Annotated in this window: 10 protein-coding genes; 5 read left to right on the top strand and 5 right to left on the bottom strand. The window is 68.2% G+C overall.

What is annotated here, in order from left to right; translation table 11 throughout:
- Window positions 1-112 precede the first annotated feature (112 nt).
- Window positions 113-1,030, top strand: coding sequence for an extracellular catalytic domain type 1 short-chain-length polyhydroxyalkanoate depolymerase (locus SKC41_RS01455; RefSeq protein WP_330975996.1), 918 nt, complete (start codon window positions 113-115; stop codon window positions 1,028-1,030).
- 82 nt (window positions 1,031-1,112) lie between these two features.
- Here the strand turns inward: SKC41_RS01455 and nei2 are convergent, their stop codons facing one another.
- The 3 genes from nei2 to SKC41_RS01440 are packed head-to-tail and all read right to left on the bottom strand — an operon-like array spanning window position 1,113 to window position 7,152.
- Window positions 1,113-1,868, bottom strand: a complete 756-nt coding sequence (gene nei2 / locus SKC41_RS01450; protein WP_330975995.1) for an endonuclease VIII Nei2 — start codon at window positions 1,866-1,868, stop codon at window positions 1,113-1,115.
- A gap of 6 nt (window positions 1,869-1,874) precedes the next feature.
- Window positions 1,875-6,446: an ATP-dependent helicase gene (locus SKC41_RS01445; RefSeq protein WP_330975994.1), complete on the bottom strand. Its 4,572-nt coding sequence runs from the start codon at window positions 6,444-6,446 to the stop codon at window positions 1,875-1,877.
- A gap of 34 nt (window positions 6,447-6,480) precedes the next feature.
- Window positions 6,481-7,152: a TetR/AcrR family transcriptional regulator gene (locus SKC41_RS01440; RefSeq protein WP_330975993.1), complete on the bottom strand. Its 672-nt coding sequence runs from the start codon at window positions 7,150-7,152 to the stop codon at window positions 6,481-6,483.
- Window positions 7,153-7,435: 283 nt separating this feature from the next.
- On the opposite strand from SKC41_RS01440, the gene SKC41_RS01435 reads away from it, so the two are divergent.
- The 4 genes from SKC41_RS01435 (at window position 7,436) to SKC41_RS01420 (ending at window position 9,669) form a co-directional block, all read left to right on the top strand.
- The gene (locus SKC41_RS01435; protein WP_330975992.1) at window positions 7,436-7,822 is read left to right on the top strand and encodes a hypothetical protein; all 387 of its coding nucleotides are present in this window, start codon (window positions 7,436-7,438) and stop codon (window positions 7,820-7,822) included.
- A gap of 26 nt (window positions 7,823-7,848) precedes the next feature.
- The gene (gene usfY, locus SKC41_RS01430) at window positions 7,849-8,160 is read left to right on the top strand and encodes a protein UsfY (RefSeq protein ID WP_330975991.1); all 312 of its coding nucleotides are present in this window, start codon (window positions 7,849-7,851) and stop codon (window positions 8,158-8,160) included.
- Between the two features lie 280 nt (window positions 8,161-8,440).
- On the top strand, window positions 8,441-8,878 hold the full coding sequence (locus SKC41_RS01425) for an ATP-binding protein (protein WP_330975990.1): 438 nt from the start codon (window positions 8,441-8,443) through the stop codon (window positions 8,876-8,878).
- Window positions 8,875-9,669, top strand: a complete 795-nt coding sequence (locus SKC41_RS01420; RefSeq protein ID WP_330975989.1) for an RNA polymerase sigma factor SigF — start codon at window positions 8,875-8,877, stop codon at window positions 9,667-9,669. Before SKC41_RS01425 ends, SKC41_RS01420 begins: the two co-directional genes overlap by 4 nt.
- Here the strand turns inward: SKC41_RS01420 and SKC41_RS01415 are convergent.
- Window positions 9,640-10,062: an STAS domain-containing protein gene (locus SKC41_RS01415; RefSeq protein WP_330975988.1), complete on the bottom strand. Its 423-nt coding sequence runs from the start codon at window positions 10,060-10,062 to the stop codon at window positions 9,640-9,642. The genes SKC41_RS01420 and SKC41_RS01415 overlap by 30 nt on opposite strands.
- Window positions 10,063-10,258: 196 nt before the next feature.
- Entirely contained in the window at window positions 10,259-12,055 is a 1,797-nt protein-coding gene (locus SKC41_RS01410; RefSeq protein ID WP_330975987.1) for an acetyl/propionyl/methylcrotonyl-CoA carboxylase subunit alpha, read from the bottom strand.
- Window positions 12,056-12,110 lie beyond the last annotated feature (55 nt).

Raw genomic sequence — 12,110 nt, 5'->3', positions numbered from 1 at the left:
GCCAATGTGGGCAAGTCTGGCCCGAAGTTGAACATGGCTGTTTTCGCTGCCGGCATAGCGATCACCCGCCCGAGGTGATCGAACCGTCACTGCGGTAGGTAATTTGGCCCCCATGCCGTATGGACGATTGCTATCGCTGGCGCTGCTGGCGGTCTGTCTTGTCGGCTGCGGCGTGCAGCAGGTATCGGCGGCCACGCCGCGCGACCTGGCCGGAACGTTTCGTTCCGGCGGCCTGGACCGCACCTACGTAATGCATGTGCCGCCCGGCGATCCCGTCGGTTTGGTACTCAGCCTGCACGGAGGCGGCGGCAGCGGAAAGGGCCAGAAGGGTCTGACGGACTTCGACGCCGTCGCCGACGCCAACAAGCTGCTGGTGGTTTACCCCGACGGTTACGACAAGAGCTGGGCCGACGGGCGAGGAGCCTCCCCCGCCGATCGCCGCCATGTCGACGACGTCGGCTTCCTGGTGGGGCTGGCCGACAAGCTGCGCAACGACTACAACATCGCGCCGGGGCACGTGTTCGTCACCGGAATGTCCAACGGCGGCTTCATGTCCAACCGGCTGGCTTGCGATCGTGCTGATGTTTTTTCGGCGATCGCGCCGGTGGCGGGCACGCTGGGCGTGGGGGTGGCGTGTAATCCGTCGCAACCGGTTTCGGTGTGGGAGGCGCACGGGACCGCCGATCCGCTGGTGCATTTCAACGGTGGGGACGTCCGTGGTCGCGGTGGGCTGAGTCACTCCATCTCGGTCAAAAGCATGGTGGACAAGTGGCGTTCGGCCGACGGCTGTCAGGGTGACCCGGTGGCCCAGGTATTGCCCAACGTCGGCGACGGCACCGTCGTGCACCGCATCGAATCGACGGCGTGCGCGGCGGCCACCGAGGTGGTCTTGTATCAGATCGACAACGGCGGGCACACCTGGCCGGGCGGCAAGCAGTATCTGCCCAAGGCGGTGATCGGGCCGACCACGCGAGTGTTGGACGGATCCGAATCGATCGCGCAATTCTTCCTGGCGCACGCCCGCGACTAGCCGTGGCCGATTCGCATTGTTCGGCAGGATTTCCCGGCCGGGTTAAACAAAGTGTTTCCAGAGTTCTTCCGGAGTTTGGGATTCAGCGCTGACACGACGGGCACCAGTAGGCCACCCGCTCGGCGGTGTCGTCGACGTTGATGCGCGTGCCGCAGCGCCGGCAGCTCTGCCCGGCGCGGCCGTAGACCCACAGCTGCCGGCCCGCCCGGGTGTCGCCGGTGGTGCAGCGGTTCCAGCGGAAGCGGTTGGCCCACAGCATGTCCCGGGCTCGCGACACCACACGGCGCGGATCTGCGATCGCGCTGACGGGTGCGGTGGGCAAGTGTCCACTGACGAAGCACAATTCGTTGCAGTAGACGTTGCCCACCCCGGCCATCACCCGCTGGTCGAGCAACGCTTCGGCCAGCGGCCGGTCCGGACTTGCGACCAGGTTCGCCGCGGCGAGGTCGGGATCCCAATCCGGACCCAGCAGATCGGGCCCCAGATGGGCGACCGCTTCGCCGTCGCGATCACGGTCGAGAATCTCGAGCACGCCAAGATCGATGCCGACAGCACGAATATCGTTGGCTTCCAAAATAATGCGGGCGCGATGGTCTGTCCGCACCGGGCGGTTCCCGACTCGCCAACTGCCGTCCATCTTCAGATGTGAGTGAATGCTGGCCCGCCCGGCGCGGATGAACAGGTGCTTGCCACGGCTGAGCACCTCGTCGACCACGGTGCCGGTGAGGTCGACGGTGGCGAATTGCGGCACCCGGACGTCGCAACGGGTCAGCGTTTGCCCGGCCAGGTGCTCGCGCAGCACGGCCGCGGTGTGCCAGACGGTGTCACCCTCGGGCATCGGTCATCACCGCAGCCGCATTCCGCGCGGGGTGCGCGCGAAGCCCGCTGCCGACAGGGCCTCGGTCACCGGACTCGGGCCGCCGGGCAGCGGCTGCAGTGCCGGCACCCCGTTGATGCGTTCGACGAGGATCGACTCGACGCGCCGGGCGGTGACCAGGTCGGCCAGCCCCTGGGCCGCCGCGTGGTGGGCGCCGGGATCGTCGGTGAACGTCAGCAATGACCGCCCGCCGCGCTCGAGGAACCAGGCCAGCCCGCCGTCGACCAGCACGACGAGCGCGCCGGCCTTGCGACCCGGGCGGGGCCCGTCGGTTGCGGGCCAGGGCAATGCGGCCCCGTACGGGTTGGCCGGGTCGGCGGCGGCCAGCACGACCGCCCGGTATTCGGGTCGCTCCGGGTCGATCCCGTCGAGGTAACTGCGCAGCCGGTCGACGGTCGAGGCGACGGCGAATTGGGCGCCGCCCAGCGACTCGACGAAGTACCCCCGCTGACACCGGCCGGCTTCTTCGAAGGTGCTCAGCACCTTGTACAACGTGGCGAATCCCCCCGGCACATTTTCCGACGCCACGGCGCCTCTGGTCAGCACGCCATGCCGGTTGAGCAGCAATTCGGCTTGGTAATGGGCGCGCAGGGTGGAATCGGGCTCCGGCGCCGGCACCGCCGACCAGCGCCCGGCCACGGTCGGGTCGGTGGTCCGGGAGTGGGGATGCGCGACGCTGTACCGGCTCAGCCGCGGCGGCCGGCGGGTGCGGTGCGCCGGGGCCGAACGCTTGCGGGTCCCGCTGCCCGTCAGCAACGCCCGCACTGGGGCGAACGTGTCGCCGGTGATCCAGCCGGCCCAGATCAGTTCCCACAGCGCATCTTTGAGCGCGGTTTCGCCGATCTTGTCCTGCTCGAGCTGCCGGAAGAAGTACGCGCCGCCGCCGGCCAGGGTCTCCAGCATCGCGCGATGGGTGTCGGTGAAGTCGATCTCGTCGGGCGCCGACAGGGTCAGCGGAGCCGAATCGCTGGCGTGCAGCGCGATCCACCCGTCGCTGCCCGAGATCGACCCGGCGCCCGACCAGGTGACCTCCCCGGCCGCCAGCAGCTCGTCGAGCATCGCCGGGGCATAGTCGGCCACGCGCGGCGCCAGCACCAGCGGCTCGAGCGCCGACGCCGGTATCCGCACCCCGGCCAGCTGATCGATCACAGACATCAGCCCGTCCAGGCCGCTCGCGGCGCCCAGGTGATGCCAGGCCGGCAGGAAGCGCCCGTAGGCGGCGGTGCTGACCGGCTCGACCTGAGCGCGCAGCGCCGCCAGCGAACGCCGTCGCAGTATTCGCAAAACGTCTGCGTCACACCATTGTTCGCCACCAACACCACCGACACCGCCGGACGCGACGAAGTCGCCACGCACCAGTCGGCCGGCAGACCTTGCTGGGTCGGCCAACCGACCCAAGACGTCGGCCGTCACCCGCAGCCCCAGCCCGAAGCGGGCGGCGGCCTCGGCCGTGGTGAACGGGGTGCGGGTGCGCGCGTAGCGGCCCAGCAGCTCGCCGAGTGGGTCGGCCACCTGTTCGGTGAACGTGGCCGGAATGCCCAGCGGGACGGCCACGCCGACCGCGTCGCGCAGCCGGCCGATGTCCTCGATGGCCACCCACCAGCTGCGGCCGGCGAACGACACCGTCAGCGCGCGCCGGGCGGCGCGCAGACCTTCCAGCCAGCCGCCCACGTCGGCGGCCTCGGATCGCGCGGCGACCTCGTCTTCGGTCAAAGGGCCCAGCAGCCGCAGCAGGTCGGCGACCGCCTCGGCGTCGCGGGCGGCCCGGTCGGCGGTCAGATGCTGCAGCTGGCGGCCGGTCGCGGCGATGACGTCCGGGTCGAGCAGCTCGCGCAGCTCGACGCGTCCGAGCAGCTCCGCCAGCAGCGTACTGTCCAGCGACAGGGCCGCGGCGCGGCGCTCGGCCAGCGGCGAGTCGCCCTCGTACATGAATGCGCCGACGTAGCCGAACAACAACGAGGCGGCGAACGGTGACGGCCTGGGTGTTTCGGCCTCGAGCACCCGCACCCGGCGGTTAGCGATACCCGTCATCAAATCGACCAGCGCCGGGACGTCGTACACGTCCTGCAGGCATTCCCGGACGGTCTCGAGCACGATCGGGAAGTCCGGGTATTTGCGGGCCACTTCCAGCAGCTGAGCCGCCCGCTGACGCTGCTGCCACAGCGGCGAGCGCTTGCCGGGATGCCGGCGCGGCAGCAGCAGCGCACGCGCCGCGCATTCCCGGAAGCGGGATGCGAACAGCGCCGAGCCGCCCACTTCGGCGGTGACGATCGGGTCGATTTCGTCGGCGTCGAAGACGAAGAGCTCCGCACCAAGCGGGGCACCATCTTGGCTGGAGAGCCCGGTGTCGGGCAGATGCACGACGATGCCGTCGTCGGAGGCGGTCGGCTTCTCGTCGATGCCGTAGCGCTCGGCCAGCCGCCGGCCCACCGCCAGCGCGAGCGGGCCATGCACGCGCAGCCCGTACGGAGAGTGCAGGATCACCCGCCAGTCGCCGAGCTCGTCGCGGAATCGTTCGACCAGCAGGGTGGTGTCGGTGGGCACGGTCCCGGTGGCGGTCCGCTGGTCGTCGAGCAACACCCACAGGTTGTCGGTCGCGTAGTCATTGAAACCCAATGCGGTGCAACGCTTTCCGAATTCCTCGCGGTTCAGCCCGGCAAGTTCGCCGGTGAAGGCGCCCAGCGCCGCGCCGAGTTCGGCGGGGCGGCCCACGTCGTCGCCGCGCCAGAACGGCAGCCGGGCGGGCAGGCCCGGCGCCGGAATCACCAGCACCCGATCGTGGGTGATCTCGGTGATCCGCCAGCTGGTCGCCCCCAGCGAGATCACATCACCAGGTCGCGACTCGTAGACCATTTCCTCATCGAGTTCACCTACCCGCGAAGGTTTTTCGGCTTCACTGGCCAGATAGACGGTGAACATCCCGCGATCGGGGATCGCGCCGCCGGACGTGACGGCCAGCCGCTGCGCACCGGGCCGGGCGGTCAGCGTTCCGGTGTCGCGGTCGTACACCAGCCGCGGTCGCAGCTCGGCGAATTCGGTGGACGGGTACTTGCCGCTCAACAGGTCCAGGGTGGCCTCGTACACGCTGCGCGGCAGGGTCGAGAACGGCGCGCTGCGGCGTACCGTGTCGAACCACCGGTCGGCGTCCAGCGGCTCCAGCGCGGCGGCGGCAACCGTCTGTTGGGCCAGGATGTCGAGCGGGTTGGCCGGCACCCGCATCGATTCGATCTGCCCGGCCAGCATCCGCTGCACGGTCACGGCGCAGCTGATCAGGTCGGTGCGGTGCTTGGGGAACAGCACGCCCTGGGAGACCTCGCCGACCTGATGGCCGGCTCGTCCGATGCGCTGCAGGCCGCTGGCCACCGACGGCGGCGCCTCCACCTGGATCACCAGGTCGACGGCTCCCATGTCGATGCCCAGCTCCAGGCTGGACGTGGCGACGACGGCCTTGAGCAGCCCGCGTTTGAGGTCCTCTTCGACCAGCGCGCGCTGCTCCTTGCTGACCGAACCGTGGTGCGCGCGAGCCAGCAACGTATCGGCGCCGTAGGTCTGACCGCTGCCCATGATGTGCGCCGGCGCCCCGCCGGGCACCTTGCGGTTGGCCCTTTGATTGTCCGGGGTCGACAGGTCGACACCGCTGCGCTCGGCGTGAATCTCGTTGAGCCGTGCGGTAAGTCGTTCGGCCAGCCGTCGCGAATTGGCGAACACGATGGTCGAGCTGTGCGCTTCGATCAGGTCGACCAGGCGGGCCTCGACGTCGGGCCAGATGGTGTTGTCGGTCAGGTTGGCCATGTCGGGGACCGGCACCTGCACGGTGAGCTGGAACGACTTGGCCGACGGGGGAGCCACGATCGTGGTCGGGGCGGACCCGGACAGGAACCGCGCGAGCTCCTCGGGCGGGCGCACCGTCGCCGACAGTCCGATGCGCTGCGCGGGTGGTCCTTCGCGGAGGTCTCGTGATAAATCCTGGAGCCGCTCCAGCGACACCGCCAGGTGCGCGCCGCGCTTGCCGGCGGCGATCGCGTGCACCTCGTCGACGATCACCGTCTGGACGCCGGCCAGGGTTTCGCGCGCGGCCGAGGTCAGCATCAGAAACAGCGACTCGGGGGTGGTGATCAGCACGTCGGGCGGGGAGTTGATCAGCTGGCGGCGCTGCGCCGGCGGGGTGTCACCCGAGCGGACCCCGACAATGATGTCGGGGGCGGGCAGACCGTGGCGCTCGGCGATTCGCCTCAGCCCGGCCAGCGGCGTGCGCAGGTTGCGCTCCACGTCGACCGCCAGCGCCTTGAGCGGTGACACATACAACACGCGCGTGCCGCGCGGCCGTTCGTCCGCGACGGGGGAGCGGGCCAAGGAGTCCAGGGCCCACAAGAATGCGGCCAGCGTCTTGCCGGATCCGGTCGGGGCGATGACCAGCGTGTTGTTGCCGTCGGCAATAGCATCCCAGGCCGCCGCCTGCGCGGCGGTCGGGGCGGGGAAGGTGCTGTCGAACCACTCGCGGGTGATCGCGCTGAATCGCTCGAGTGCTTCGGTGCTCACCTAGTCATGGTGCCAACAGGCACCGACAAAATGTCTACTGCGGTTGATGACGAGCGGTCGCCATCGCGTGGGCGAGTTCCTCAGGAATCTCGGGTACCCGGGTGATCGCGTCGAGCAGCGTGTGCGCACACGAGTCGGCAAGGCGCTCGGCACTGGTGGTCGGATCCATGATGCGCTGGCGGCACAGCTCGAAGGTGAACGCGATCCAGCCGTTGAGGATCACTCGCAGGTCCCGCTCGATATCCGGCGCCAGCTTCGCTCCCGGAACCGCGGCCACGACCTCGTGGATGCGGGTCATGATGTGCTCGAGCTGGCGGTTCTTGGCGTCGTCCTCGACGCCCAGCAGAACCGGGTCGGACCGGCCCAGGCCGACGTAGGCGGCCCAGGCGGCTTCCGGGTTCTGCTCGTGGTAGGCCATGTAGGCCAGCACGCCCATCCGCGCCTCTTCGAACATCGTCAGCCCGGCCATCGGCTCTTTGTTGGTGGCCTCGTAGAGCCGATCGGCTTCGTCCTTGACGACCGCGGCGAAAAACGCTCGCTTGTCGGGGAAGTAGTGATACATCAGAGCACGGGAGACGCCCGCGCGCTCGGCGATCTCATCGATGCGGACCTCGTCGTAGGGCCGCTTCCCGAAGACTTCCGCCCCTAACGCAAGCAGTTCGGCGCGCCGATCCTCGGGGGACAGCCGCCTCCTAGCCGTTGGCATGTGTCAGATAGTACTCACGAAGACCGGCAGACAATTCAGCTTGCGTTTATCCGAACTCCACACCTTGAGCCAAGGGCAGCCCGCTGGAGTAATTCGCGGTGTGACTGTTCGATCGCGCCGACGAGGGGGCCGCCGTCGCGCGGTAGGGGGCGTGTCAGCGGCCCTGGATGGGGGTACTTGACCCGCAACCGGGGGCGGAAAGAAAATTCTTATGAAGCTGTAACTAATCCTTCGTTGCGGACGAAACAGTTAACGCAGTCAGCGCGGGATATGAGGTTCGCCAATGCCGAAAGCAGATGAGCGATCGCGGGGTGATCGCCTGGGTTCCGAAGACGGCGAGGTGCGCGCCGCCATTCGCTTTGCCGTCTTGGCGGCTGCCGCCGGAGTCGGATTCATCGTGATGGCGGCCTTGTGGGTCAGCACCTGTCCGGCAACGGGTGTCGACACGGCGGCCTGCGGGGCGCCACAGCGAATCCTGCTGGCCATCGGGGGGCCGCTCATCCTGCTGGCCGGCGGCCTGTGGGCGTTTGTGCGCACCTACCGGGTCTGGCGTGTCGAGGGCAGCTGGTGGGGATGGCACGGCGCGGGCTGGTTTTTGTTGACGCTGATGATCGTCGCGGTCTCGATGGGTGTTCCGGCAATTGCCGGTCCGGCCCTAGGGGTCCCATAATGAGGGGTGCGACCCTAGGAGCAGCCATGGGAGACACCTATCACGACCCGGTAGACCATTTGCGGACGACGCGGCCACTCGCCGGCGAATCACTGATCGATGTATTGCACTGGCCCGGATATCTGATGGTGGTGGCCGGGGTGGTCGCGGTGTGCGGAAGCATCGCCGCCTTCGGCACCGGACATCAGCACGAGGGCATGACCGCAGGTGTGACGGCGATTGTCGTCACGGTGGTGGGCCTGGTGTGGCTGGCCGCCGAACACCGTCGGGTACGAGGGATCTTCGATCGGTGGTACCTCGACCACCCCGACGCGGTCAGGCAGTCGCCCGACAGCTGATTCCCGGCGCGGCCCGCTCGAAATTCGTAGGTTATCCGCCCCGTCGAGTGGGTATCAGGTGTAAACCATGATGAGCGCCCGTGATGATTTTGCGCGCAGCGCCTACGCGATCAAAGCGACGCGCCCGAGTGTGTGCGTCCCCGGGCTGCCGGTGGTGTCTGGCGCGTCCACATCGAGTGACATACCCGGCCGCGATGAGGGCTAACCGGGTGGGCTGTCCCGACCGATGGAGCGCTCTTAAGCGAGGGGTAGTGTGAGCCAAACGTTGCCGGGAGACCATATGACCGATATTGGATTGCGCGCTGACAAGCGTCAACGCGGCCACAGAGCCGTCGAATTGCATGTTGCTGCGCGCCTGGAAAACCTGGCGATGTTGCGCACGCTGGTGGGTGCGATCGGCACCTACGAAGACCTGGACTTCGACGCCGTGGCGGATTTGCGGCTCGCGGTCGACGAGGTGTGCACGCGGTTGATCCGGTCGGCCACCCCCGACGCGACGCTGATCGTGGTGGTCGACCCGCGCGCGGACGAATTGGTGGTCGAGGCATCCGCCACCTGCAACACCCACGACGTGGTGTCGCCGGGCAGCTTCAGCTGGCACGTCCTGACGTCGCTGGCCGACGACGTCCAGACTTTCCACGATGGTCGTGAGCCCAATGAAACCGGCAGCGTCTTCGGTATCACGCTGACGGCGCGACGGGCGGCCGCTAGCCGGTGACACCGCAGGCTGACGGCGGTTCGGGCTCGTCACGCCCAAACGAATACGCCGACGTTCCGGATATGTTCCGTGAGCTGGCCACCGTCTCGGCCGACTCGGCAGAATTCCAGCGCCAACGGGACAAGATCGTCGAGCGGTGTCTGCCGCTGGCCGATCACATCGCCCGCCGGTTCGAGGGTCGTGGCGAACCACGCGACGATCTGGTTCAGGTCGCGCGAGTGGGATTGGTCAATGCGGTGGTGCGCTTCGACGTCGACGCCGGATCGGACTTCGTGTCGTTCGCGGTGCCCACGATCATGGGTGAGGTCCGCCGGCACTTCCGGGACAACAGCTGGTCGGTCAAGGTCCCGCGGCGTCTCAAGGAGTTGCATCTGCGGCTCGGTAGCGCCACCGCCGACCTATCGCAACGCCTCGGGAGGGCGCCCACCGCAACCGAACTCGCGGCCGAGCTGGAAATGGACCGCGCCGAGGTCGTCGAAGGTCTGGTAGCGGGCAGCTCGTACAACACCCTGTCCATCGACAGCGGTGGGGGCGGCGGCGACGAAGAGGACGCGCGCGCCATCGCCGACACGCTTGGTGACGTCGACGCCAGCATCGATCGCATCGAGGACCGCGAGTCGCTACGTCCGCTGCTGGAGAGCCTGCCCGAGCGAGAGCGAACGGTGTTGGTGCTCAGGTTCTTTGAGTCGATGACCCAGACGCAGATCGCCGAGCGAGTCGGCATCTCGCAGATGCACGTATCGCGGCTGCTGGCTAAATCGCTAGCGCGTCTGCGTGACCAGTTGGAGTAGCGGCCGCGCGTCGGGGCCCGCGGGCCACCCGACCCGCTCCAGCAGCGGCTCCTCGATCGGCGTCGTCACCGGCAGGGTGCCGTCCGGGTCGCACACGCGCAACAGGCGCATCACCGCAGGGCTGGGCACCATCGCCCAGCTCAGCTGGGCGCCCGAGCACACCACGTTGATGCGGTGTAATGCTGAAAAGCCCGCAGTACCAATCAAATCCAGATTGCGCAGATCGAGGATCACGCGCTTGGCACGGCGGGCATTGCGCTGCACGTAGATCGCGAGCTGATCCGAGTTCGCGGCGTCGAGTTCGCCGTCGACCGTGATGACGGTGCCCGACACGCTCCAGGTGGCGCTGAATTGGGCCGTTCGGCATTGTTGCCAGGATTGGGTCACAGACATTGCTTCACTCCCTCAACCGAGGATTGGTGTGAGGGACTACGCCAACGGTCGATAACACTGAAGGAAGGGAATTCGCCTTCCGCGCGGCGCCGACGTAATCCGGGCGGCTGTGAACTCAACCTGACTCGAACCCTACCCCGGGTGCCGCAGACCGACAACGTTTACTTAGCTGATTCCCAGGAAGCCTGATCAGCAGCTATTTGATTTCGGCGAGGACCGTGCCCTGCGTGATGGCGGCACCCGCCTCGACCGCAAGGCCGGTGATGGTGCCCTCCTTGTGCGCGGTGACCGGGTTCTCCATCTTCATCGCCTCGAGGACTACCACCAGGTCACCCACGGCCACCTGCTGGCCCTCCTCGACCGCAACCTTGACCACGGTGCCCTGCATCGGCGCGGTGACCGCGTCGCCCGAGGCCGCCGCGCCGCCGTGCGCGCCGCGCTTGCGAGGCTTCGGCTTCTTGCGGACGACGCCGGCCGGGTCGGCGGCGGCGCCGTTGGACAGCGCCAGATCGCCGGGCAGCGACACCTCGAGCCGGCGGCCGTCGACCTCGACGACCACCTTCTGCCGGGGCCGAGTCTCCTCCTCGTCGAGGGGCTCGCCGCCGGTGAACGGCTCGATCTTGTTGTCCCACTCCGTCTCGATCCAGCGGGTGTGCACGGTGAAACCGTTGTCGTCGCCGATGAACGCCGGGTCGGAGACCACGGCGCGGTGGAACGGGATGACCGTGGCCAGGCCCTCGACGTGGAACTCGTCCAGCGCACGCCGCGAGCGCGCCAGCGCCTCCTCGCGGGTGGCGCCGTACACGATCAGCTTGGACAGCATCGAGTCGAATTGGCCGCCGATCACCGAGCCGGCCTCGACGCCGGAGTCCAGCCGCACGCCGGGGCCGGTGGGGATGTCGTAGCGGGTGACGGGGCCCGGTGCCGGCAGGAAGCCGCGTCCGGCGTCCTCGCCGTTGATCCGGAACTCGATCGCGTGCCCGCGCGGTGTCGGGTCCTCGGTGATGTCCAGCTTTTCGCCGTTGGCGATCTTGAACTGCTGCAACACCAGGTCGATGCCCGCGGTCTCCTCGGTGACCGGGTGCTCGACCTGCAGACGGGTGTTGACCTCGAGGAACGAGATCAGACCGTCCTGGCCGACCAGGTACTCGACGGTTCCCGCGCCGTAGTAGTGCGCCTCTTTACAGATCCGCTTGGCCGACTCGTGGATCTCCTTGCGCTGCGCGTCGGTAAGAAAAGGTGCCGGCGCTTCTTCCACCAGCTTCTGGAAGCGGCGCTGCAGCGAGCAGTCGCGGGTCCCGGCGACGACGACGTTGCCGTGCTGGTCGGCGATCACCTGGGCCTCGACGTGGCGCGGCTTGTCCAGGTAGCGCTCGACGAAGCATTCACCGCGGCCGAACGCCGCGACGGCCTCACGGGTGGCCGACTCGAACAGCTCGGGGATCTCTTCGATGTTGCGGGCCACCTTCATGCCGCGGCCACCGCCGCCGAACGCCGCCTTGATCGCGATCGGCACGCCGTACTCCTTGGCGAAGGCCACCACCTCGTCGGCGTCCTTGACCGGGTCGGGAGTGCCGGGCACCAGCGGCGCCTGGGCGCGGGCGGCGATGTGGCGGGCGGTGACCTTGTCGCCGAGGTCGCGGATCGACTGCGGGCTGGGCCCGATCCAGATCAGGTTGGCGTCCAGGACCGCCTGGGCGAAATCGGCGTTCTCCGAGAGGAAGCCGTAGCCCGGGTGGATGGCGTTGGCGCCGGACTTGGCCGCCGCGTCGAGAATTTTGCCGAAGTCCAGGTAGGACTCGGCGGAAGTCTGACCACCCAGGGCGAACGCCTCGTCGGCCAGACGCACGTGTGGCGCCTCGGCATCGGGCTCGGCGTACACCGCCACGCTGGACAGACCCGCGTCGCGGGCCGCCCGGATCACCCGGACAGCGATTTCGCCGCGGTTGGCGACGAGCACCTTGGAGATCCTTGAGCTGGCGTGACTGGCCACTGCGCCTCCTGTTTTGGCCTATCGGCAGAGATTATTCTGCGTCGTCTCTAAGAGA

This window comes from Mycobacterium sp. 050128 (genome assembly GCF_036409155.1).
In the GTDB taxonomy this organism is placed as follows: domain Bacteria; phylum Actinomycetota; class Actinomycetes; order Mycobacteriales; family Mycobacteriaceae; genus Mycobacterium.
This window is presented reverse-complemented; position numbering and strand designations above follow the sequence as displayed.